The organism is Rhizobium sp. P28RR-XV (assembly GCF_012641385.1).
Classification (GTDB): domain Bacteria; phylum Pseudomonadota; class Alphaproteobacteria; order Rhizobiales; family Rhizobiaceae; genus Rhizobium.
Genome location: NZ_JABAIG010000001.1, coordinates 475,080 through 498,404, shown reverse-complemented (window position 1 = coordinate 498,404; position 23,325 = coordinate 475,080). Strand labels below are relative to the sequence as shown.

Annotated in this window: 24 protein-coding genes; 7 read left to right on the top strand and 17 right to left on the bottom strand. The window is 59.7% G+C overall.

Features of this window, described 5'->3' with window-relative positions:
* Positions 1–122: 122 nt before the first annotated feature.
* Positions 123–1,013 (top strand): cell wall hydrolase, encoded by an 891-nt coding sequence (locus tag HGP12_RS02420; protein ID WP_168838946.1) that lies wholly within the window; start codon positions 123–125, stop codon positions 1,011–1,013.
* Positions 1,014–1,090: 77 nt separating this feature from the next.
* Here HGP12_RS02420 and HGP12_RS02415 read toward each other — a convergent pair whose 3' ends face one another.
* From HGP12_RS02415 to HGP12_RS02390, 6 genes are all read right to left on the bottom strand, one after another.
* Positions 1,091–1,513, bottom strand: coding sequence for a DUF4864 domain-containing protein (locus tag HGP12_RS02415; RefSeq protein ID WP_168838945.1), 423 nt, complete (start codon positions 1,511–1,513; stop codon positions 1,091–1,093).
* A 57-nt stretch (positions 1,514–1,570) separates the two neighbouring features.
* Positions 1,571–2,836, bottom strand: coding sequence for a beta-ketoacyl-ACP synthase II (gene fabF, locus HGP12_RS02410; protein WP_168838944.1), 1,266 nt, complete (start codon positions 2,834–2,836; stop codon positions 1,571–1,573).
* 17 nt (positions 2,837–2,853) lie between these two features.
* Entirely contained in the window at positions 2,854–3,360 is a 507-nt protein-coding gene (locus HGP12_RS02405; protein ID WP_168839178.1) for a helix-turn-helix domain-containing protein, read from the bottom strand.
* Between the two features lie 220 nt (positions 3,361–3,580).
* Positions 3,581–4,171, bottom strand: a complete 591-nt coding sequence (locus HGP12_RS02400; protein WP_168838943.1) for an NADPH-dependent FMN reductase — start codon at positions 4,169–4,171, stop codon at positions 3,581–3,583.
* Positions 4,172–4,207: 36 nt separating this feature from the next.
* On the bottom strand, positions 4,208–6,109 hold the full coding sequence (locus tag HGP12_RS02395; protein WP_168838942.1) for an ABC transporter ATP-binding protein: 1,902 nt from the start codon (positions 6,107–6,109) through the stop codon (positions 4,208–4,210).
* Positions 6,110–6,111: 2 nt separating this feature from the next.
* Positions 6,112–8,004: an ABC transporter ATP-binding protein gene (locus HGP12_RS02390; protein WP_168838941.1), complete on the bottom strand. Its 1,893-nt coding sequence runs from the start codon at positions 8,002–8,004 to the stop codon at positions 6,112–6,114.
* A gap of 228 nt (positions 8,005–8,232) precedes the next feature.
* Here HGP12_RS02390 and HGP12_RS02385 point away from each other — a divergent pair, with 228 nt between their 5' ends.
* Positions 8,233–8,889: a dihydrofolate reductase family protein gene (locus HGP12_RS02385; RefSeq protein WP_168878670.1), complete on the top strand. Its 657-nt coding sequence runs from the start codon at positions 8,233–8,235 to the stop codon at positions 8,887–8,889.
* Positions 8,890–8,931: 42 nt separating this feature from the next.
* Here the strand turns inward: HGP12_RS02385 and HGP12_RS02380 are convergent, their stop codons facing one another.
* On the bottom strand, positions 8,932–9,822 hold the full coding sequence (locus HGP12_RS02380) for a LysR family transcriptional regulator (protein WP_205926295.1): 891 nt from the start codon (positions 9,820–9,822) through the stop codon (positions 8,932–8,934).
* Positions 9,823–9,924: 102 nt separating this feature from the next.
* Here HGP12_RS02380 and HGP12_RS02375 point away from each other — a divergent pair, with 102 nt between their 5' ends.
* The 4 genes from HGP12_RS02375 to HGP12_RS02360 all read left to right on the top strand — a co-directional run bounded on the left by HGP12_RS02375 (position 9,925) and on the right by HGP12_RS02360 (position 12,626).
* Positions 9,925–10,149, top strand: coding sequence for a DUF1127 domain-containing protein (locus HGP12_RS02375; RefSeq protein ID WP_168838939.1), 225 nt, complete (start codon positions 9,925–9,927; stop codon positions 10,147–10,149).
* Positions 10,150–10,193: 44 nt separating this feature from the next.
* The gene (locus HGP12_RS02370; RefSeq protein WP_168838938.1) at positions 10,194–10,334 is read left to right on the top strand and encodes a hypothetical protein; all 141 of its coding nucleotides are present in this window, start codon (positions 10,194–10,196) and stop codon (positions 10,332–10,334) included.
* 218 nt (positions 10,335–10,552) lie between these two features.
* On the top strand, positions 10,553–11,407 hold the full coding sequence (locus tag HGP12_RS02365) for a D-alanyl-D-alanine carboxypeptidase family protein (RefSeq protein WP_168838937.1): 855 nt from the start codon (positions 10,553–10,555) through the stop codon (positions 11,405–11,407).
* A 397-nt stretch (positions 11,408–11,804) separates the two neighbouring features.
* The gene (locus HGP12_RS02360; RefSeq protein WP_168838936.1) at positions 11,805–12,626 is read left to right on the top strand and encodes a class I SAM-dependent methyltransferase; all 822 of its coding nucleotides are present in this window, start codon (positions 11,805–11,807) and stop codon (positions 12,624–12,626) included.
* 184 nt (positions 12,627–12,810) lie between these two features.
* On the opposite strand, the gene HGP12_RS02355 is transcribed toward HGP12_RS02360, so the two are convergent.
* The 5 genes from HGP12_RS02355 to metG all read right to left on the bottom strand — a co-directional run bounded on the left by HGP12_RS02355 (position 12,811) and on the right by metG (position 17,028).
* Entirely contained in the window at positions 12,811–13,290 is a 480-nt protein-coding gene (locus HGP12_RS02355) for an SRPBCC domain-containing protein (RefSeq protein WP_168839176.1), read from the bottom strand.
* A gap of 73 nt (positions 13,291–13,363) precedes the next feature.
* On the bottom strand, positions 13,364–13,855 hold the full coding sequence (locus HGP12_RS02350) for a YbaK/EbsC family protein (protein ID WP_168838935.1): 492 nt from the start codon (positions 13,853–13,855) through the stop codon (positions 13,364–13,366).
* On the bottom strand, positions 13,852–14,679 hold the full coding sequence (locus tag HGP12_RS02345) for an MBL fold metallo-hydrolase (protein WP_168838934.1): 828 nt from the start codon (positions 14,677–14,679) through the stop codon (positions 13,852–13,854). The genes HGP12_RS02350 and HGP12_RS02345 overlap by 4 nt, the downstream gene beginning before the upstream one ends.
* A gap of 4 nt (positions 14,680–14,683) precedes the next feature.
* Positions 14,684–15,466 carry a TatD family hydrolase gene (locus tag HGP12_RS02340; protein WP_168838933.1) on the bottom strand — a complete coding sequence of 261 codons (783 nt, stop codon included), beginning with the start codon at positions 15,464–15,466 and terminating at the stop codon, positions 14,684–14,686.
* An 8-nt stretch (positions 15,467–15,474) separates the two neighbouring features.
* Positions 15,475–17,028 carry a methionine--tRNA ligase gene (gene metG / locus HGP12_RS02335; protein WP_168838932.1) on the bottom strand — a complete coding sequence of 518 codons (1,554 nt, stop codon included), beginning with the start codon at positions 17,026–17,028 and terminating at the stop codon, positions 15,475–15,477.
* 308 nt (positions 17,029–17,336) lie between these two features.
* Here metG and HGP12_RS02330 point away from each other — a divergent pair, with 308 nt between their 5' ends.
* Positions 17,337–18,080, top strand: a complete 744-nt coding sequence (locus HGP12_RS02330; RefSeq protein WP_409526815.1) for a sulfite exporter TauE/SafE family protein — start codon at positions 17,337–17,339, stop codon at positions 18,078–18,080.
* A 52-nt stretch (positions 18,081–18,132) separates the two neighbouring features.
* On the opposite strand, the gene HGP12_RS02325 is transcribed toward HGP12_RS02330, so the two are convergent.
* From HGP12_RS02325 to HGP12_RS02305, 5 genes are all read right to left on the bottom strand, one after another.
* Positions 18,133–19,164, bottom strand: coding sequence for a DNA polymerase III subunit delta' (locus HGP12_RS02325; protein ID WP_168838930.1), 1,032 nt, complete (start codon positions 19,162–19,164; stop codon positions 18,133–18,135).
* The gene (gene tmk / locus HGP12_RS02320) at positions 19,161–19,838 is read right to left on the bottom strand and encodes a dTMP kinase (RefSeq protein ID WP_168838929.1); all 678 of its coding nucleotides are present in this window, start codon (positions 19,836–19,838) and stop codon (positions 19,161–19,163) included. The genes HGP12_RS02325 and tmk overlap by 4 nt, the downstream gene beginning before the upstream one ends.
* Positions 19,839–19,991: 153 nt before the next feature.
* The gene (locus HGP12_RS02315; RefSeq protein WP_168838928.1) at positions 19,992–21,200 is read right to left on the bottom strand and encodes a D-alanyl-D-alanine carboxypeptidase family protein; all 1,209 of its coding nucleotides are present in this window, start codon (positions 21,198–21,200) and stop codon (positions 19,992–19,994) included.
* 70 nt (positions 21,201–21,270) lie between these two features.
* A complete protein-coding gene (locus HGP12_RS02310) occupies positions 21,271–22,440 on the bottom strand; it encodes a septal ring lytic transglycosylase RlpA family protein (protein WP_168838927.1) in 1,170 nt (389 codons plus the stop codon).
* Between the two features lie 333 nt (positions 22,441–22,773).
* The gene (locus HGP12_RS02305) at positions 22,774–23,277 is read right to left on the bottom strand and encodes a GNAT family N-acetyltransferase (RefSeq protein ID WP_168838926.1); all 504 of its coding nucleotides are present in this window, start codon (positions 23,275–23,277) and stop codon (positions 22,774–22,776) included.
* Between the last annotated feature and the right edge of the window lie 48 nt (positions 23,278–23,325).

Genomic DNA, 23,325 nt, shown 5'->3' with positions numbered 1-23,325 from the left:
CCATTGATGCATCTCATTGGCCGATTTGATTGCGTGAGGCTTGGAATTTCAAAAAAATCCGGCTAAAACGCATTCTCTTGATCGATAAGGGCTGTACTACCGAAAATAGGAGGCACTTGCCGTTGAGGGCGCAACGCAAATTCGGGGCATGTCTTTCAGGGCTATTGGTTGTCGGTCTGGCGGCCACCAGCTGTACGACAACGCAGAAGACGACCCACACCCCCAGCAATACCACCAAGCCCATTCGTGGCGCGAAAGTGACCTATAATTACACGATAAAGGACAAGGACTGTCTCGAACGTGCAATGTACTTCGAGTCGGAACGCTCCGATCCCAGCGGTTATATGGCCGTTGGCACGGTCGTGATGAACAGACTGACCTCGGGGGCCTATCCGCCCACGATCTGCGGAGTGGTTTCCCAGGAAAGGCAGTTCGCGCCGGGCGTGATGACCAGGGAAGTCAAGGGCCAGGCGAAGTCGGATCTTGATGTCGCTGCGGCCGCGATCCTGCGTGGCGAACGGCATCCCCAGGTGAAGGACGCAATGTTCTTCCATACCGAAGGCTTGAGATTCCCCTACGACAACATGCATTATGTCGCTTATGCCGGCGGCAACGCATTTTATGAGAAGCGTGGTCGGGATGGCGAGCTGCAGACGCCCGCGCCGCTTCCGGCCTATGAGGTTGCGATGAATTATGTGCCCACGCAGGGCGCGCCGCAATCTCCGTTCGTGCTGCCGGAAACGCAGCCGGCGCAACAGGCTTCGTCCGTTATGGCCTTCACGCCGGTCTCGAACCCGATGGTGACTATGCCGCAGAGTGCCGTTGTCATCCCGGCCGCGGTTCCGATCCCGACACCGGCACCCACGACGATGGCGATTTCCGGCCCGCTTTCGAACGACGACAGCGCGATGACGAATACGCCGATGCCCGCATCGACAGTCGTCATTCCGCAGCCGCGCCCGGAATTCGACGGCAACACGTCGGCAGGAAATTCACCTAGAATTCGCGGCTAGTAAGACCTGGCCCGAGTCTTCCAGTAGCGCGTCTCTTTTTAAGAGGCGCGCTGTTTTCGCTTGGGCGGAGCTATTGCTCAGATGCCCTCGCTCGTCGCTTTCGAAAGAATCTGCACGCCGTTGATCTTGTAGCTGCCGTCGGGCTGGCGGGTTATCTGGTAGATCGCCGTCCAATCCCTGTGGTCCGTGCCGGTAATAAGGACTTCCTGATAGACGACCGCGCCGCTGTCGATCGCACGGCTCTTGCCGAAGGCATAGTTGCCGGGATGATAGACCGGCTGGTAGCTCTTCTTCACCATGGCGAAGAAGCTGTCCTTATCCGGAAAAAGTGCCTTAATGCCGGGCGCTGCGAAGGAATAAGCCGTCGCCGCGTCATCATGCAGAAAAGCTTCGATCTGTTGTTCGATGAGGCTCTGTGCCGCCTGCACCGGATCTTCCGCGCGAGCGGCCGTTGCAAAGACGATGCAGCAGAGAAAAGCGGCTATGGAAAAAGCGCGCATGTTCGACCCCAGCCATAAGGGGAGAGCATAGCGCGCTTTGATATCAAGCAGAAGCGGTTACTGCCAGCGGCGGAAGAGGGCGCTGGCATTGACGCCGCCAAAGCCGAAACCGTTGGAGATCGCGTATTCCATGGCCATGGGCCGTGCAGTGCCGCCGACAATATCGATACCCTGCGCCGCGGGATCCGGATCCTGCAGATTGCGGGTCGGCGGAGCGATCTGATCGCGCAGCGCCATGATGGTGAAGATCGCCTCCATGCCGCCGGCGGCACCCAAAAGATGGCCGGTTGCGGCCTTCGTGCCGCTGACCGCGATCGCACCATCGCGTCCGAAGACGGTCTTGATCGCTTCCATTTCGCCACGGTCGCCGACCTGGGTCGATGTCGCATGCGCGTTCAGGTGCTTGACCTCGGCCGGTGAAATCCGGGCCTGGGAAAGGGCGGCAAACATGGCTCGGCGCGCGCCATCGCCGTCTTCCGGCCCGGCGGTCATGTGATAGGCATCGGCGGCGGTACCATAACCGACGAGCTCGGCAAGCGGCGTCGCGCCGCGCGCAAGTGCGTGGTCCAATGTCTCGATGACAAGCATGCCGGCGCCTTCGCCCATGACGAAGCCGTCACGGCCATTGTCGAAGGGACGGGACGCTTCCTCCGGCCGATTGCTGAATCCCGTCGAGAGTGCGCGCGCTGCGGCAAAGCCGCCGAGGCTTACCTTGTCGATACATGCCTCGGCGCCGCCACAGATGGCGACATCGGCCTCTCCTGCTCGGATGAGCCGCGCCGCATCGCCGATCGCCTGGACGCTGGCGGCACAGGCCGTAACCGGTGCGCCGAGCGGTCCCTTATATCCATAGCGGATGCTGACCTGGCCAGCGGCGAGATTGACGAGGAAAGAGGGGATGGTGAAGGGTGAAAGGCGCCGGACGCCTTTTGTTTCAGCGGTGCGCACGGCATCGGCGATAGCGGGAAAGCCGCCGACGCCCGATGCGATGACCGTCGCCGTCCGCTCGAGAGCGCCGACCTCAGCCGGTTGCCAGCCGGCTTGAAGGATCGCTTCCTCGGCCGCCGCCATCGCGAAAAGGATGAAGCGATCCATCTTTTTCTGGTCCTTGACAGGCACGTAGCGGTCGACATCGAAGCCGGCTTCGGGATCTTCCGCGATGTCTGGAACGACGCCACCGATCTTGGCGGCAAGATCGCCCACCATCTCCTCAGGCAGCAGCCTGAGGCCGGAACGCCCCTCGACCAGCCGTTTCCAGCTTGCATTGACACCCACGCCCAAGGGCGAAACCAGCCCCATGCCGGTGACGACGATACGATCCATGTCTTGCTCCTATTGTGTCAGGCGTCGAAGCCTAGAAACCATGCCTTCATCTGGGCGATGCGATCATGAACGGCGTCGTCGGCCGCAGGCCCGGGCACGAGCATCGTGTCTTCGGGCCGAAAGGCGCGACCGGTGACGCGGTCGATGAGAAGAGGGTCGCGATCTTCGCCGGTATTGGCGTCGACGAGGCGCATCGCGACTTCTTCCTGAGGCAAATGCTGATTGCCCCAGGTGAAGAGCGCCATCAGTACGGGGAAGAAATCCCGACCCTTGTCGGTCAGCACATATTCGTAGCGCGGCGGTCGCTCTTTGTAGAGCCGCCGCTCGAACAGGCCTTCGTCGGTCAGATGCTTAAGCCGTCGTGTCAGGATGTTCGGCGCAACCCCAAGATTCTTCTGGAACTCGTCGAACCGGCTCAACCCCTGCAGCGCATCCCGCAGGATCAGGATGCTCCACCAGTCGCCAACGCTTTCGAGCGCACGGGCGGCGGGGCATTTGAAGGTGCTGAAGCTGGTTCTTTGCATGGGCAGGGCAGATAGCATGAGTAACTAGCATTATGCAAGTTGGTATCGTGGACCTATGTCTGCGCGAAGCGCGCAACTCAATCTGCTGGTGTGAGATCCAGTTACGTTTTTGAGGAATTAGGAATGAAGGAGATACAACAACTGCATCGCCTTGGAGCGGCAAAGCTTCGGCGAAGAAGACGAGAGACCCAGCGGCTATCCGCAGACAACCACAGGACTCTCAATAGGGAGGTGACTTGCGGGCGCGCTGCTGTTTCGCTGCTTCGGTCCACCAGGCGAGATCGTCGGCAAAACGGGGAAATGCTCTTGCAAGGGCATCGCCTCCGCTCCCAATAGGTTTGCCGTCAACGTCCAATGCGGCGGATATATTGGCGACGGCAAGGGTGCTCGAGATAACGACCATTCCCAGCTCGGAAAGGGTGCCATGCCAGGAGACCGCTGCGCGCGCGCCGGAAAGGCGGCCGCCGGAGTAGCTGGCAATTGCCGCCGGGCGCCAAAACCACTCCTCAAGGTAGTGATCAGTCAGGTTTTTCAGGCCGGGTTGCATGCCCCAATTATATTCGCCGGTGACGAAAACGAAGGCATCGGCCGCCCGAATTTTCTCGGCAAGCCTCTCCATTGCCGAGGGCGCGGAACCTTTGGGGTATTCCTTGTACATCCGATCCAGCATTGGCAAGCCAACCGCTTTGGCGTCGATGAGCTCCACATCGTTTCCGCGCCGACGCAGGCTGGTTACGAGATAATTCGCAAGACGGATGCCGACGCGATCCGATCGGTAGGAACCGTAGAGAACCAGAATACTGTCGGTCATCGTTGATTATGCCCTCACAGTTTTGTGCGACGTGCTCTAGGTCTGTGACTCCACAGGCACCGAAGTGGAGGCTTCTTCCTCCGGAATATCGTCGAACGACGCATAATTGAGGTTGTAGAGCTTCGAGTAAAGCTTGCCGTTTGCCATCAGCTGATTGTGGTTGCCGCTTTCAAGCAACTGACCGTTTTGCAGCACGATGATGCGATCGGCTTCGCGGATGGTCGCCAGACGATGGGCGATGACAAGGCCCGTGCGGCCCTCGAGGAGCTTCACCAATGCCTTCTGGATCAGCATTTCGGTGTAGCTGTCGATATTCGCTGTTGCTTCGTCGAGCACGAGGATCTTGGCATCCGCGACGAGAGCGCGGGCGAAGCTGACGAGCTGGCGCTGACCAAGCGAGAGACCGCCGCCGCGCTCGCCGAGAACGGCGTCGTAGCCATCGGGCAGGCGCATGATGAATTCATGCGCGCCGACGGCCTTGGCGGCTTCGATCACCTCTTCGCGCGTCGCCTCCATTTTGTTGTAGCGGATGTTCTCCAGCACCGTGCCGGTGAAGAGGAATGGCTCCTGCAGCACCATGGCGATCTGCCGGCCGAGCGAATCCTGGGTGAGGGAGCGTACGTCGTGACCGCCGACCAGCACCTGGCCCTGCTGCACGTCGTAGAAGCGATGGATGAGCGCCATCGAGCTCGACTTGCCCGAACCTGTGGGACCGATCAGCGCTACGGTTTCGCCGGGATTGACCCGGAAGCTGACATTCTTCAGCACGGGATGCTTGGGATTATAGCCGAAGACGACGTCTCGGAATTCGACCGAGCCATCCATGTCTCGTGAAAGTTCGATGGCGTCGGGCGCATCCTTGATGTCGATCGGAACGTCGAGCACTTCGGTCAGGCGTTGACCGGACGCCATGGCGCGCTGCATGACCGAATATTGCATGGTGAGCGAGCGGATGGGGTCGAAGAATCGCTGAATGTAGAACAGGAAGGCGACCATGATGCCGACATCGAGCTTATGGTTCAGAACCATGGAGCCGCCGACGATGATGACGATCGCCATCGCCATGCCGGTCAGCGTGTCGACGATCGGCACCATGACTTGTGCATAGCGCGCCGCCGTCAGATGCGTCTGGAGATTGGCATGGGCCTTGTCGTCAAAAAGGGAGAAATTGACGCCTTGCCGATGCATGCCCTGAACAGCGCGCACGCCATGGATTGCTTCCGCCAGCGCGCCGTTGGTGACGGAGTTGGTCTCATGCGCGTTCATAAAGGCGACGCGCGCCTTCGGCAGCCAGAACAACCGGACGATGAACAGGATCGGCATGACGGAAAGCGTCAGCAGGCCGAGCCGAAAATCGAGCGACAGCATGACGATGACGATGCCGAAAAGCAGGGCTATGTCACCGACGGAAAGCACTGACGTTTCAAGGAATTCCTGCATGGAGTTAACGTCGCCCTGCAAGCGCGACATCAAACGTCCGACTTCCGTCTTGTCCATGAAGGACAGCGAGACCCGCTGCAGATGAGCAAACATCGCACGGCGTATGTCGAACAGGACTTCTTCCGCGACCTGGCCGACAAAGGTCTCCTGCACATAGCTCGCGCCGTAATTGACGAGGATCGCCGCGGCGAAGATCGCAAGCGCCACCCAGAGCGCCGAGTAGTCCATGGCGCCAGGCGCCATCGCGTTGTCGATCGCATGGCGGATGACGAGCGGTATGACGATCTGCGAGCCGGTAAAGAGCAGAACGGCCGCGACCGAAATATAGATCTGACGGCGATAGGGGCCGACGAAGGCCCATATGCGGCGGATGATCTTGCTGTCGAAGACCTTGCCGAAGATCTCCTCTTCGACGCGGTGGGAGCCGACCACGGCACGGGGAGGGCGGCGACCATCCTCGCGCACGTCGTTGCGCTCGGTTTCGGTGATTTCCGACATTGTCAAACCTCCCTCTTCGCCCTTTCGAGCACGCCGCTGCTGGATGTCCTGATGACGTCGTCCTGCGGGCGAACCTGCAGATCGTAGAGCGCCTTGTACCGCCCTCCAGCGGCCAGAAGCTGCTCATGGGTGCCTCGCTCGACGATCTCGCCGTCCTCGATGAACAGGATCTGGTCGGCATGCATCAGCGAGCTCAGCCTATGGGCAACGATCAATGTCACGCGGTCGCGCGCGAAGCGCTTCATGGCGCTGCGGATGCGCTGCTCCGTTGCGGCGTCGATCGCCGCTGTGGAATCGTCGAACACCATCACGGCCGGTTTCAGCATCAATGTGCGGGCAATCGTCAGGCGCTGGCGCTGGCCGCCGGATAGCGATACGCCGCGCTCGCCGACAACAGTGCCGTAGCCGCCTGGCAGGCCGAGAATGTAATTATGCAGCTGCGCGGACTCGGCGGCGCGCTCGACGCGGGTCTCCTTCGCCCAAGGGTCGCCATAGGCGATATTGTTCTCGATGCTCGTCGTGAACAGGAACGAATCCTGCTGTACGACAGCCACGTTCTGCCGCAACGATTGCAGTGTCGCCTCGCGGATATCCTGGCCGTCCAGCGTGATCTGCCCCGCCGTGACATCGTAGAAGCGCGGAATGAGATGGGCGATGGTGGATTTGCCGCTGCCGGGCGGGCCGACGATGCCGATCGTCTCGCCACGCTTCGCCTCGAAACAGATATTCTTCAGCACCGGCCGCGTTTCCGAGCCGGGATAGCTGAAGTCGACATTCTCGAAGCGCAGCGTACCGTCCGTCACGACAAGCGGCTTGGCATCCGGAGCATCCTTGATAGGAATATCGAGATCCAGCAGTGCAAACAGTCGCGATCCGCATGTCGATGCGCGCGCAAAGGCATTCACCATCAGGCCGAGCTGGCGCACCGGCATCTGCAGAATGGTCATGAAGGTCAGGAACGAAGCGAGCGTGCCGACGCTGATCTCGCCCGCAATGACCTTGAGACCACCCAGCCAAAGCACGAGCCCCATCGACACGAAGAAGGAGAGGTTCATGGCGCTGGTATTGATGACGCGGATGCCGACGCGCTTATGGGCGAGAGAAAGCGCGTTGTGCGAGGCGCCGTCGAACTTCATGAGTTCGTGCGCGTGCGCGGCAAAGGCACGGACGACGCGGATGCCGCCGAGATTTTCCTCCATCACGCGCGTCAGCACCGAGAGCCGTTCCTGCAGGTCGAGCCATGTCGAGCGTAACCGCAATTGCGTAACCGAGGAGCGCCACGCGACGAAGGGCACGAAGCTCAGGGCCAGCAAGCCGAGCGCCACATCGGTCGACAGCAGCATGTAGGCGCCGACGCCGATCAGCATGGTCAGCAGCAGCATGCGCACCAGTGCGGTGGAGAAATACATGCGCACGCCTTCCAGATCGAGCAGGCCGACGGTGATGAGATCGCCGGAATGAACCTTGTCATGGAAGCTGAAGGAGAGCTGCTGGATCTTCTCGTAACAGGCGAGCCTTAGCTCATATCCCATATGATGGCCGACGGACTCGCTGTAATAGTTCTGCACCATCGTGAACAGGCCGCGCAGGATGCTGACGACGAGCAGGAGCAGGGCGGTCGTCATCAAAGCATTTTCGGCGATCTGGCCGGCGGCACCGCCGGCGAACGCTGTCTGTGTCTGATCGACCGCGCGACCGAGCAGGCGCGGAATCGTCAGCTGCAACGTTGCAGCTACGAATGTTGCCCCTATGGCGAAGCTCGTCTGCCATGGGTGGCGCAGCGTCATATGGGTGATGCGAACGATCGTCGACAGGCCTTGGCCCCAACCGACCGCGTTGATATGCGCGCGCGAGGCCAATGGCCGCGCCGCGCTTCTTGATGAATCGCTGCTCACGCTTTTATCCAGGCATGTTTAAACGAGGCTGGCCCGCAGACGGGTTCGTATCTCAGAGGAAGTATTGATAGGATGAATTTTGCCGATTCCGTGGCGACGTTCAAGAGTCGATTGGTCACAAGTCCCACGCGAACGTTAGATTGCGTGTTCAAAAAATAATCGATGACATGTCGGGATCGAAACCGGCGAGACGTCCTTCGGGCACCAACCCAGAACAAGGAGGAAATCATGCGCAAGGTCATCGCAGCCACATTCATCAGCCTTGACGGAGTCATGCAGGCACCCGGCGGTCCGGATGAGGATCCAACCGGCGGTTTCGTGCATGGCGGCTGGGTATTCCCTTACTCCGATGAAGAAACTTTCAAGACACTCTTCGAAGTGTTCGAAAAGCCGTTCGATCTGCTGCTCGGACGCAAGACCTATGACATTTTCGCCGCCTATTGGCCTTATATCGACAACGACAATCCGATCGCCGCTAAATTCAACAGCGTTACCAAATATGTCGCGACGCACGGCGATGTCAGGCTGAAATGGAACAAGAGCCAGTCCCTTGGCAAGGATGTCGTGGCGGCGATCGAGGAGCTGAAAGCGGGCGAGGGGCCGGATCTCCTCATTCAGGGCAGCGGCGACTTCATTCAGACCCTGCTGCGCCACGGACTGATCGACGAATTCAACCTGATGATCTTTCCGCTCGTGCTGGGCGGCGGCAAGAAGCTGTTTGCCGGCGGGGCGGTTCCCACGGCGATGAAGCTGCTGCGCACACAGTCGTCTCCGACCGGTGTCATCTTTGCGACTTACCAGCCGGACGGGCCGGTGAAGACAGGCTCCTTCGTCGGGCCGGATCCGTCCGAAGAAGAGATCGAGCGCCGCAAGAGGCTGGAATAGCTGATCCGACCATGGCGGGCGTTTGACGGACGCCCGCCGAGATCACCCTGTGTGCTCGGTCTTCTGAAATTCGCGAAGGGATTTCATGATTTCGCGAAGACCTTTCGTGAGATGCTTGTCGCGGCGCAACACCATGCCGAGTTGCCGAACGAGCCTTGGCCGGAGCGGAGAGGTAACCAGCAGGTCCGACCTGTCACGTCTCAGCGCCATGTCCGGGAGGATGGACCATCCGAGGCCCGCTGCGACCAGCTCCTTGATGGCTTCGACGCTTCCGAACTCCATGGCGGGCTCGGGTTGGACCCCGCCAGCCTGGAACCATTCGTTCGTGGCCCGACGCGTGTTGCCACCTTCGTAAAGAAGCATCGTCTTGTCCTTCATGAATTCCACATCCGGGCCGCCCTCCGGCATCGCGCTTCCCTTCGGCGCCACGGCCAAAAGCTCGTCGTCGTGGAATGGTTCGACTTCGAGGGAGCGGCCGGCAGCGGGCAGGGCGACCACCGCCAAGTCCAGCGCATTGGCTTCGAGATCGCGCAGAATTTCCGCAATATTACCGATGCGGACGATGATCTCGAGATCGGGCATGCGCTTTTTCGCCATGGCGATGGCGCGGGGCAGCAGGTGGATCGAGGCCGTGCCGCCGCTGCCGATCCGCACGCGGCCGACCGATCCCTCGCGAAACGGCGTCATCGCCTCTTCCGCCATGGAGCAGGCTTCGATGATGCGGCGCGCATGCGGAAGCAACTCCATACCCGCCGGCGATGGCTGTGCCCGCCGGCCGACACGCTCGATCAGTTTCACGCCGAGGCGCTGCTCCAGAAGTTTCACCTGCAGGCTGACCGCCGGTTGAGTCAGCCCGGCTTTATCGGCTGCGGCTGTGAAACTGCCGAGATCAACGACGCTGATAAAGGCGGCGAGTTGATCCAGATTGAGCATCAGAAGAATTCCTTATGGATTGCATAAAGATTATAAGCTTCATTCGTTGCTAATGCCAGTGCATCCTGAAGCCATGTTGATACGGCTGAAGGAGCATGAAGAATGACGATCGATATCGATGGAGCAATGCCGGCGGCGGCTGACGCGGGCAGGGAACGGCGAAAGCCGGGATTTCTGCACGTCACGCTGGCGAAATTTGTGTCCTATCTCGAAAAGCGCGAGACAAGATGGGATCTGCGTGACCTGACCGACGATCAGCTCCGCGATATCGGTATGACGCGCGCCGAAGCGCGAATCGAGGTCAGCAAGTCATGGTTCTGGGGCTGAATCGCCCAAAGCCACTCGAAGGGAAAGTTCCGGAGAGGAGCCGCATGACGGTGCTGTTTGCACAGACGGGATCTATGCAGGAAGTGACCGTCGGAAGCGGATGGTCGAAGGAGTTCATGCAGTTGCCCAACAGGTTTGACCGGGCGATTTCAAACGTCATCCCTGGCGCGCACAGCGCAGATTGAGGCAGCAGGATCTGAGCCATGGGGCGGGCAGGGCCGGCGCCCCGGATGATCCCAGCCTCAGTCCACAGCAATTATGTCTCGTGCAGCCGTTTTTGTGGCGGCGTTCTTCTTTCCGCCATAGAGTTGTCTGATCCATCGCCTTCCAAATCCAGCGGTGCCTTTCGGCCATTGCCCACCTTCCGCCCGGATCGTCAATTCAGAGTGCCAGATAAAGTTCCATGCCCAAGACAATTTCCTTGCTCTTCACCACGGTGCTTTCAGCCGTATCTTTTCTTGGCAGTCTTTCGATAGCGCAGGCCGGTCAGGCGAGTTATGTCGTGGACGCGCGTAGCGGCCAGGTGCTGGAGGCATCGAATGAGAACGAGCTGAACTATCCTGCATCGCTCACCAAGATGATGACGCTCTATCTCGCCTTCGAGGCGTTGCATGCCGGCCGCCTGACCTGGGATCAGAAGCTGACCATGTCGGAGAACGCCGAAGGCAAGGAACCCTTCAAATTGGCCGTTGGCGTCGGCCGCAAGGTCAGCGTGCGTGAAGCCGTTGAAGGCATCGTCGTCTTGTCTGCCAATGATGCGGCCGTCGCGATTGGTGAGCAGCTTGGCGGCACCGAGGACAGCTTCGGCCGGATGATGACCGAAAAGGCGCATAAGCTCGGCATGAGCAACACCGTCTTCAAGAATGCGTCTGGCCTGCCGGATCCGGAGCAGGTGACGACCGCCCATGACATGGCGGTACTCGGCGTCGCGCTGATGCGGGATTTCCCCGAGGAATTCAAGCTTTTCTCCATGCGCGGCATCAAGTTCCGTGGCATGAAACTGCGCGGTCACAACAATCTCATGTATCGCTACGCCGGTGCCGATGGCATCAAGACCGGCTATACCGATGCCTCCGGCTATAATCTCGTGACGTCTGCAACGAGGAACGGCCGCCATGTCGTCGGCGTGGTCATGGGCGAGAAGACCGCTGAAATTCGCGACAACAAGATGGCAAGCCTTCTGGACACCTATCTGGCCCCGGTTCCGACAACGGCCACAGTATCGACCGGCACTCCCAAGCAAAGCTCGGCGAACTGATTTCTGCTTGATTTCAGCATCCAGCAGGCCATTCATCTTTGGGCGACTGACAAGAGGGTGCCTTCGTTTCCGAAATTGCTCCGCGGAGACGCTAATCCTGCCGCATTCCGCCCATCGTACAGGTTAGGAGATCATGTTTCTTCGTACAGAAGTGCGATGTCCTCCGACTGCTGCTTTTATCCGAGGCATTTTCACGGTTGAATGCTGAGACGTGCCTCTTGCGATAAATAGTTGAGTAGTGATTGCCGAGCTGGCGGGCTGCCCTATGTCAACAGCGGAACTCGCCCGTTCGCTGCGCTCATCATGATCTGGTAGGAATCGGCGCCGAACTGCGAATTCGCTTAGGCGGAGATATCTGTTTCCAGTTTGTTATTCTCCGAAAATGAAGGACCCATCATTGGCCGCGACCGGCCTGATGCTCCTGCAAGATAGATCTCGCAAATATTTCAACGCATTAGGTCAAGTTGGGAGGACCGGAATGACGTATGATGCACGTTTGACGCGTGAGCGCGACTTTCACAATGAACGCTTCGGTGCAGTGGAGGAGCGCAAGGAGGATTCGTTTTATTTCGCCGTCAAAGCCGCTGTGGACACCTATTGGCGGCTGGTGAGGGCGGCTTGCCCCGAAAAGGAAGTGCTCGAATACGGGTGCTCGAACGGCATGAGCAGCATTGGTCTCGCGCACTCCGCCAAGCGGATCACCGGCATCGACATTTCGGACGTCGCTATTCAACAGGCCACCAATACGGCGGCTGGCCGTGGAATCAACAACGTGGCCTTCCAGGTCGACAATGCGGAAGACATGACGTTGCCGTCGGCGGGTTTCGACGTCGTCTTCGGCAGCGGCATCCTGCACCATCTGGTTCTGGAGAAATCACTTAGCGAGATCCGGCGTGTGCTGCGACCCGGCGGCAAGGCTTTCTTCTTCGAGCCACTCGGCCATAACCCCGTGATCAATCTCTATCGCAACCGGACGCCAACCGCCCGCACGGTTGACGAGCATCCGCTCTTGAAATCCGACTTCGACATCGTACGCAAATATTTCTCGAAGTACGATCTGGAATTCTTCGGGCTCGCTACGCTTGCCTCGATCCCGTTTCGCAGGAGTCCGCTCGGCACCGCGGTCCGAGGTACCGGCGAACAGATTGACAATCTGCTGCTCAAAATCCCGGGCGTCAGATGGCAGGCCTGGATCGTCGTTATGACCCTGGAAGCATGAGGGAGCAGGCCTGTTCAATTGCGTAAAAGAGCAGGCCATCCCATCCTCAAGAAATCATGGCCGATGCTGTGTGTCTGTTGCATTTAAAAATGGAACCAACCCAGCTATAAACAAACATCAGATAAGATAGATTATGGAACTAAATCAGATATAGCCTCTGGAAAGAGATAGCCATTTTTTTATTTCATTTCAGATGGTTGGCGAGATTTTCGAGAGTCGATTTCAAGCCCTCGTCATGGTCTTTCTTGCTGATGCCATACGGCACATTCTCGCAAACTACGGTGACCTTCGTACCGGATGGCACCTCCACTAAGGACCACGTAATGATCATCCTGCCAGCGAACGCCGGGTCGTCGGATTCGAAATCCACCGCCTGAACGATGCGTTTGTCAGGAACGATTTCGAGGAACCGGCCGGAAACGATATCGGTGTGCTCGGAGGATTTTCCGGGAGTCGAATGATCCGCTGCATTATAGGACAGCGCCAGCCGGTAATTGCCGCCTTGATGCGGCTCGAAGACGTGAACGTGCCCCGTCATACCCTTGGGCGGAAGCCAGGCGATCAATGCATCGGGATTGATGAACGCGTCGAAGATCGCGTGTGGCGTCGCGCGGATTATTCTGGAAGCCGTGTCGGTTCTTTTTGCGCCTGTTGCCTCGCTCATCACATCCTCCTCGTCGTGAGCGTCGCAGCGCTTCGTATGGCTCGGCCGTTCAATGCCGACGGCGTTTGCCTCTTCAGCCTGCCTTGATGCGGATCGCCTTGGCTGCAATCTTCTCGGCCAGCAAAATCGGATCGCAGGCGAAAATACTGTCCGGGCGTCCGGCCGCGCACCAGACCTGATCATAAGACAAAAGGCTCTCATCCATGAAGACAGGCAGATCGACGAGATGGCCGATCGGTGCGACGCCGCCGATGGCGAAGCCGGTTTCGTCGCGAACGCGATCGATATCCGCACGCTTCAGCCGAACCCCGTAAGTCGTTGCTATATATGCTGTATCGGCATTATGGCTGCCCGAAACAAGAAGCAGCGTCAGTTCGTGCGTGTCGGCGTTGACGAAGACCAGCGACTTGACGATCTGGCCGACGGCGCATCCGACCGCCTTGGCGGCTTCCTCGGCCGTCCGCGTCGATTGCTCCATGCGTTTGATCGAAATATCCAGACCCAGATGGCGCGCCGCCAGCTCGACGCGCTCCAGGCTCGAAAGCTTTCTGCTGTCTTCGCTCATAGATCGTCATCCTCCACGTCGAGTTCGATCTGCATCTGATCGTAGGCCGGCTCGACATGATCGGGCGTTTCTGCCAGCACGGTGTCATAATCCAGCGGCGTGTGCATATGGGTCAAGATGGCATGTTTCGGCCGCAAGCGTTCGATCCATCCAAGCGATTGTTCCAGCGATAAATGGCTCGGATGTGGCCGATACTGCAGAGCGTCGATGATCAGGACATCGAGATTCTCGACTTTTTCTACAGATTCCGGCGGGAAGTCGCTGATATCGCTGCAATAAGCGAGTTTACCGATACGAAAACCCAGCGAATGAATATCGCCGTGCAGCTGCTTGTGAGGCCAGAAACGGATCGGACCGCCCGCCCCCGCGATCGTGAAGCTTGTCTCGAGGCTTTCTATCAGCACCGGCCGCACGATGGGCGGATAGCTGCTGCCGGGCGGCGTCTCAAGACAGTAGCGAAAACCCTCGCGGATTCGATCCATGGTCGGCGGATCGGCATGGATCGGGATCCGCTCATGCGAGATATGAAAGAAGCCGCGCAGATCGTCGATGCCGTGAATATGGTCGGCATGGGCATGGGTATAGAGCACGGCGTCGACGGAGCTGACACCGGCTCGGATCATCTGCTCGCGGAAATCCGGTCCCGTATCGATGACGACGGTGGTAATCCCGCCATCGGGTGCGATCTGTTCGACGAGAAATGCCGCGCGCGTGCGCCGGTTCTTCGGGTTCTTGGGATCGCAGTCGCCCCAATCCCCGGTGATGCGCGGAACACCCGGCGACGATGAACAGCCCAAAATGGTGAAGCGTCGCCGGTATGTCACGACGTCAGACCCTCGTCATCTTGGAGAAGCAGCGGAAGGCGTTCGCCGTGGTGATCTCGGCGATATCCGCCATGCTGACGCCGATCGTATCGGCCAGCACCTCGGCGGTGTTGACGACATAGGACGGTTCGTTGCGCTTGCCGCGCCAGCGCTTCGGCGCCAGATACGGCGCATCGGTCTCGACCAGCAGCCGGTCATGCGGGATCGTCTTGGCGATCTCGCGCAGTTCTTCCGATTTCGGGAAGGTCAGAATGCCGGAAAAGGAGATGTAGCCGCCGAGTTCGACGCCTGTGCGGGCAAGGGCAGGGCCGGCGGAAAAGCAATGCAGGATGAAGGGGAAAGCCCCCTTCCCCGTCTCTTCCGTCAGGATGGCCGCCATATCCTCGTCGGCGCTGCGGCTGTGAATGACCAGCGGCAGCTTGGTTTCGCGCGCGGCAGCGATATGGCGCAGGAAGCCGGTCTTCTGGTCTTCCGGCTTGACGGTATCGTAGAAGTAGTCGAGACCCGCCTCGCCGATCGCCACGATCTTTTCGTGCTGATTTGCCAGCCGCACGAGGTCTTCCGTCTGGATGTCCAGCTCCTGGTCGGCGCTGTTCGGATGTGTGCCGACCGAACAGAAAACCGATGGATAACGCTCGGTGAGCGCAAGCAATCCATCGAGCTTCCTGACCTTGGTCGAGATTGTGACCATCTGCTTGATGCCGACCTCGTGAGCGCGCGCGACGATCGCATCGCGCTCGTCCTCGAAGTCTGCAAAATCCAGATGGCAATGCGTATCGATCAGCATGGAAAACCTTATTCGGCGGTCGGCGCGACATAGCGCGGGAAGACCGGTTTCGGCGCTTCCAGCGGCGTCCCGGCAACGAGGCGGCCCGCCTCGCCGAGTGCCGTGAAATCACGCTTGTCGGCAGGGATTGCGATAAGATCCAGCAGCTTTGCCGAGGATTCCGGCATGAAGGGCTGCAGCAGAATGCCGATCTGACGCACGACGTCGGCCGTGACATAGAGCACGGTCGCCATGCGGGCTGGGTCGGTCTTCTTCAGCGCCCAAGGCTCCTGGCTCGCGAAATAGCGGTCTGTTTCGGAAACCACCGCAATGATGGAGGCAAGAGCGCGATGGATGAGCTGCTTGCCCATGTCTTCGCGATTCGAGGCCAGCAAGGCGTCGGCCTGCGCGAGAAGCGCCTTGTCTTCGTCGGTCAGCGGACCGCATTCGGGGATCTGGCCGTCGCAGTTCTTGACGATCATCGAGAGCGAGCGGCTGGCGAGGTTGCCGATGCCATTGGCGAGATCGGAATTGATGCGCGTGCCGATCGCCTCTTCGCTATAGCTGCCGTCCTGGCCGAAGGAGACTTCGCGCAGGAAGAAGTAGCGCACCTGGTCGAGACCGAAATGGTTTACGAGATTGACCGGATCAACGACGTTGCCGAGCGACTTCGACATCTTCTCGCCCTTGTTGAGCAGGAAGCCGTGGGCATAGACGCGCTTCGGCAGCGGCAGCTTCGCCGACATCAGGAAGGCCGGCCAATAAACTGCGTGGAAACGGATGATGTCCTTGCCGATGACATGCAGGTCCGCCGGCCAGTATTTCGCCCGTGGATTGTTACGGTCTTCGATATAGCCGGTCGCTGTGATGTAGTTCGTCAGCGCATCGACCCAGACATACATGACGTGAGCCGGATCGTTCGGCACCTTGATGCCCCAATCGAAGGTGGTGCGTGAGATCGACAGATCCTTGAGGCCCGACTTCACGAAGGAAATCACCTCGTTGCGCCGCTCGGCAGGGCCGATGAAGTCCGGATTCTCTTCGTAAAGCTTCAGCAGCCGGTCCTGGTATTCCGAGAGCTTGAAGAAATAGCTTTCCTCCTGCACCCATTCGACCGGCGTGCCCTGAGGCCCGTAGCGCACGTCGTCGGCGCGCAGCTCGGTTTCGCTTTCCTGGTAATAGGCTTCGTCACGCACCGAATACCAGCCGGCATAGGAATCCTTGTAGATGTCGCCGGCGTCCGCCATCAAGTTCCAGATGTTCTGCGATGTCTCATGGTGGCGCGGCTGCGTCGTGCGGATGAAGTCGTCGTTCGACGCGTTCAGCAGCTTGCCCATCGCCTGGAATTCGTCTGAATTGCGGTTGGCGAGCTGCTGCGGTTCCATGCCCTCGGCGCGTGCCGTCTGCTGCATCTTCTGACCATGCTCGTCCGTACCCGTCAGGAAAAAGACGTCGCGGCCGTCGAGGCGCTGGAAGCGCGCCAGCGCGTCGGTGGCAATCAGCTCATAGGCATGGCCGATATGCGGCTTGCCATTGGGATAAGCGATCGCGGTGGTAATGTAGAACGGAGTTTTTTCGGTCATGTCGGGCAGCGGTCCGCTTTTTACTGTTGCGTCTTTGTTATTCTTGGCACCGCTCGCTTTAGCGCATGTTTGCCGGGAGCGAAACACCAAGTTTCGCGCCCGCAGCATTCGGAACTTCGGGATGGCGCCTTGCTTGACTCGGCCCCGCCTCGCCTTTACCCCTTCGGAGGACTCGAACGCAGGACAGAGATGGCCGTGAATTTCATTGTTTTATCTATTGGTCTGCCCAACGGCTTCAAGGGCCTGTGAATTTGAGTTCGATCGGTTCCTTTCAGCCGCTTTATTCCGTTTCCGGCTTTTTCGTCGGCATGCTGGTCGGCATAACCGGCGTCGGTGGCGGCTCTCTAATGACGCCCTTGCTCGTCCTCCTCTTCGGGGTGCACCCGGCGACGGCTGTTGGCACCGACCTGCTCTATGCCGCAATCACCAAGACGGCGGGAACGGCCGTGCACGGCATTCACGGGCGGGTCAATTGGCGGGTCGTCGGCCTCCTGGCCTCCGGCAGCGTGCCGGCGGCGCTCGCCATGCTCTGGATCATGGCCGGCGTCAATCGCGAGAGCCCCGCCGTCGCCCATGCCATCACCCTGTCCTTGGGCTGTCTCCTGCTTTTGACGGCGCTGATGCTGATCTTCCGTGGCCAGATCCTGGCGGCCATCCGCAAATGGCGCGGCGAGCGCGGAACCATATCGCCACGCAACATCGCCCTGCTGACAATCGTCCTCGGCCTCACGCTTGGCATTCTCGTTACCATGACCTCGGTCGGCGCGGGCGCGCTCGGTGTCACCGTTTTGCTGGTGCTCTATCCGCAGACGGACGTACGCGAAATCGTCGGCTCGGATATCGTCCATGCCGTGCCGCTGACCTTGATCGGCGGCATGGGCTATTGGTTCATCGGCGAGATCAACTGGACGATGCTGTTCGCCCTGCTGGTGGGCTCGATCCCGGGCATCGTCGCCGGCAGCCTGCTGGCGCCGCGCCTGCATGAGCGGTCCGTGCGCATCATCCTTGCCGTTACGCTGGCCATCGTCGCCTGGAAGCTGATCCTTCCCTGATGCGTTTCAGAGGAAACTCCATGGCGGCTTTCGTTCGGAATTATAGTCCGTTTTATGCCGAAAGCTGCTGCTTGAGCTCGCCGAGAATTGTGATCAGCGTTTGCTTGCGATCGAGATTGTAAGCCTGTGACACGTTGAGCCGTTCGGTGGTCTCGGAATGCAGGCGGGCCAGTCTTTCGGCCGCGGCAACGGAGCCGTCAAGCGCGGCGGCACGGGCGCGATCGATAATGTCATCGCCGATATGAGCCACGAAGAAGCCGAAGATCGTGTCGCTGTCCTTGGCGGAAAGTGCATCGGCGAGGCGGTGCATTGCCTTGCGGGCGGCGGGTCCATCCGCCGAAAGCACTTGCCTATAGGCTTCGACGATTTCGCCGCCACCGTAATTCAGCAGCTTGAGCGCCTCGCTGACGCTGCCCTTGGCTGCCGAGAGCAATTTGCTGCCCTGCCCGGCCGGCACACCCAGGTTTTCGAGCGCCAAACGCAAGGCATCATCGGCCAGCGGCGCGAGCTTCAAAGGCAGGCAGCGCGAGCGGACCGTCGGCAGAAGCCGGCCCGGTGCATGCGAAAGCACGAGGAACAAAGCGCGCTTCGGCGGCTCCTCGAGGATCTTCAGGATGGCATTGGCTGCACTGCGGTTGAGATCGTCGGCTGGATCGATGATGACGATCCGCCAGTTGCCGGTGCCCGAGGTCTGCGAGAAGAATTTTCCGGCGCGGCGCACCTCGTCCACGGTGATTGCGGACTTCACCTTGCCGGTCTTGTCGTCGACCGGTCGGCTGAGGTGCAGCAGATTGTGGGAGGCGCCACCGGAAATCTGCCGGCTGACGGCGGATGTCGGGTCCGGATCGCCGATCGTCTCCGGTGCGGATGCCGGATCGGGATGGGAGAGGACATGATTGGCGAAACGAAAGGCAAGCGTCGCCTTGCCGATACCCTCTGGCCCTTCGATCAGCATGGCATGATGCCCCTTGCCGGAGCGATAGGATTGCGCGAGGAAAGCTTCCGCCTGCTCGTGGCCGAAGAGTTTCACGTTGTCCTGCGGAGGAATGGCGCCGTCGAGGACGCCCGGCCGGTCGTCACTCATTGCGCCGCTTCCGATCCAGCGGCGATATTGGCAGCCGCAAGCCGCTTGTCCACGATCGCGGCTATTTCCGCCGCGATATCGTCTTCCGATCGCTGCGCGTCGATGACGTGGCAACGATCAGGTTCTCGGGCGGCGATATCGAGAAAGGCCTCGCGGCGCTTCTCATGGGTCTGCATCTCTTCCTTTTCGAAACGATCGGGTGCGGCGACGGCCGAGGCGCGTTTACGCGCACGCTCCAAGCCCTTTTCGGCCGGGATGTCGAGAATCAGCGTGCAGTCCGGCACGACGCCGTTGACGGCGACCCTTTGCAGGGCCTCGATATAATCAGGTTCGAGATTGCCCGTCACGCCCTGATAAACGCGTGAGGAATCCATGAAGCGGTCGCAAAGGACGATGGTGCCGCGCGAAAGCGCCGGACGAATAACTTCCTCGACGTGATCGTTGCGGGCCGCAGCGAAAAGAATGGCCTCCATTCGCGTGCCGAACATTTCTGCCGCGCCGGAAAGCAGGACGTGCCGCACAGCCTCCGCGCCCGGTGAGCCACCGGGTTCGCGCGTCACCAGAACCTCGTGGCCACGCTCGCGCAACCGTTCAGCCAGCCGGCGGATCTGGGTGGATTTGCCGGCCCCTTCCCCGCCTTCGAAGCTTACGAATAATCCGTTTGCATCAGCCAATGATCATGTCCTGCACTTTTCGCGTGCCATCCGTCTGGTATGCGATACGCATTCTGTTTAACCCAAGACACGCCTCGGTGGAACCGTGCATGTCTAGGTGGGCACGACTCTATATGGGGTGTGAACAGAGATTTCGCGAGCCGCTCGGCTCTCTCAACTCGGCAAAGGCTTGTCCCAAAGCCAGGAGAACAGCAGCGATTCCGTCAATTCCATAAAGGCATCGAAGGCGCGGCGGCCCAATGTGCCCTGCGCGACCGATTCCTTCGTGTAGAGCGGCAGTTCACGCACCAGCCGCGCGCCGAGGAATACGCGAAGAGTTCCCGCTTCGTAGCCCGCGGCCACGGGCGCGGCCAGCGGCCAGCGATAGACGATACGCGCCGACAGTCGATCCGGGGTTTCGATCGGGACATAGACATCAACAGGCATTTTTGCCTGCAGGCCGACCGTGGAAGCAGCGCCACCGTAGACGCTGGCATCGCCGATTACTTCGCCATCGGCAAAGATGCGCTGGCTCTTGAAGTTGCTGAGGCCCCATTCAAGCACGCGCCGCGTCTCTTCAATGCGTTCCTTGTCACTCTTCAAGCCGCCGAGCGCCAGGAACAACCGGCGTCCATCGCGCTGAATGGAGGCGACGATCGAAAAGCCCTCGCTTTCGGCAAAACCGAGCCCCAGGCCATCCACGCCGATATTGAGCAAAAGCATCGGGTTCTTGTTTCGCTGATAGATCTTGTTCCAGGTGAAATCGGCCTGCCCGAAATATTTATATAGATCCGGGTGCTTCTGCTGCAGGTCCTGCGCCAGCATGACCATCTCCCGCGCGGAGACCTTGCCGCCGCCATTCGGATCGTTCGCATCGGGCAGGCCGGTGGAATTGATGAAGGTTGCCCGCGACATGCCGATCTCTCTTGCACGCGCCGTCATGCGCCTGGCGAATTCCCGTTCGCTGATGGACATGCCTTCCGCGAGAACGATACAGGCGTCATTCGCCTGCTGCACGGCAATACCCTGGATCAGGTCGCCGACGCGGATGCGCGATTTCAACGCGGCGAACATCGTCGATGCGCGCGAGGGGGCGCCGCCCGTCCGCCAGGCATTTTCCGAGACGGGATATTCGGTATCGAGGCTGACCTCCCCTCGCCCGATCGCGTCGAAGACGACATCAAGCGTCATCAGCTTTGCGATGGATGCCGGCGAAATCAGCTGATCTTCGTTCTTTGCAAGCAGGATGGTGCCGGTCGAGGCTTCGATCATGAATGCCTGCGCGGCTTTTGTGTCGAAAGTACCGGGTGCCGTCTGCGCAAAGGCGGAGGCATTGCCGAACCCGAGGACAAAAAGGAACAAAAGAATCAAGCACTTTGGCATATCGTCCCCTTCATCCGATCACCGGCACGATTATTTTAGTGACGGGTTGAGATTCAGGCAATGATACCGATCAATCCGCCTGCGTCGTACCTTGACGCTGGCGATGATAGGACGAAAGGATCGATTGCTGCGTCAACCCGTCATTGCGAACCATGACGGCATCGAAAGCAAGATTGACGTAAACGGTCTTGACGGGAGCCTCCTGGTAGGCGGCAACGGTGGAGCCCAGGGTTTCATCCTTCAGGCTTGCAAGACGCCGAGAGAAGTCCGGCCGCTCGTAAGGGATCGGGCCAATTCTCGGCAGCACGACCATGGACGGCTCCGCGGACTCAGCAGCCGGCATTGCGCCGCCGTTCCATTCCATCGGCGGCGGATCGTTGCGCTTGCCGCCCTTATAACCGGCATCCGGCGTCGAGCCGGCAAAGGCCGTCGTCGAATAAGGCGCCTTGCGCGGAATGGGTGCGATCGCCGGCGCAGCGTCATAGCTGCGCTGCTGGCGGCTTGCGCGGAGGGGAGTATCCGTTTCGGGCAACTGATCCGCCGTCATCCGGCCGGCCGAGGCAACCATCACGCCTGTCGCGATCTGGCCACCCGGATTGATGCTGGGCAGGCGCGAACCCTTCGGAATGTAGGAGGCCATCAGATAGGGCTCGTCATGGCCGTCCATGCGGGCGCGGCCGACATATTGCACGCGCACGTCGCCGGTGCCGCTGTGCTGGAGATCGAGCATCTGCGCGGTCTTGTTGGAAAGGTCGATGATGCGGCCGGGGTGGTATGGGCCGCGATCGTTGACGCGCACGATGATGGAGGAGCCGGTCTCGACATTGGTGACGCGGGCGTAGCTTGGCAGCGGGAAGGTCGGATGGGCAGCGGTCAATGCCTGCTGGTCGTAGACTTCGCCGTTGGCCGTCAGGCGGCCGTGGAAGGCAGAGCCGTACCAGGAGGCGATGCCGACCTTGCTGTAGCCGAAATCTTCCTTGGGGTAATACCACTTACCCTTCACCTGGTAAGGATTGCCGACCATGAAGCGGCCGCCGCCCTTCGGCACGGGGCCATTATTGACGACGCGAGGGCTCGCCTTCACGCCATATTCCTTCTCGGAGAAATATTCCTTGCCGTGCTGGCGCGTCGAGGCAACCTTCTGAGACGTTCCGCAGGCCGTAATGGTTGCGCACATCAGGGAAAGAGCAAACCAACGCATACCCGTTGCGCATGTCACCGCACGATTTTCTGATGTCATCTGTCCCAAGCCGCTACTCATTACTTTGACGGAGGTATGCTACCGGCACATTCCCTCATTCCGGTATCCTGCTACGCTCCAATCACCTAACGGTGCTTTAATCATGATTACAGTTTGTCGATTTTGCGATGCAAATTGAGCGCACCGAAGAGATTCTTAAAGTCATGGTTAACGCACAGTAAAGTGGCGCCGATTTGAAGTAGCGAGGTCGACGGCATGCATGCCCAGGCATTGGTCGTCTGCGGATCGTCACCAGCCGGTCTCGCTCTGTGACAGACGAGATCGGATCGTCATTGCAACCGGGATCAGTCGGATGGATTTGAAGCAGTTCTTTCAGGTGCTTGTATCAAGACGCATCAGTATCTCGTCATGATAGATATCGCCCACCTTCAGCGCTTCGGTATCGACGGCCCAGGTCTTGAAGCCGAAGGATTCATAGAGGCGAATGGCTGGGGCGTTGGAGGATACGACGCTGAGGCGCACCGAGCGGCAATCAGCTCTTGCTTCCTCAAGTGCCGCAGCCATCAGCAAACGTGACAGGCCGGTGCCCCGCCCCTTTGGACGCACATACATGCCCCAGATCGATGCGATGTGCCGCATCTTCGTCCCTTTCGACCGCGCGATGGCGATAACGCCGGCAAGCGCCCCGTCATCCTCGAAGCCGCCGATCACCGTATTGCCTTCGAGTATGTCGCCGATCTGCGCCGGCGAATATTCCAGCTCCTGCTCATGGGAAGCGCCAAAGGCTTCCGGATGATGCGCCAGCCCTTCCAGGCGGATATCTCTGAAAATCGAGGCATCGTCGCGCTGCAGGCGGCGTATGTTGAAGCGCTGCATGCCTATTCCTCTCGCTGAAGCAAATGTACGGCGCGGTGGAGAGGCGTG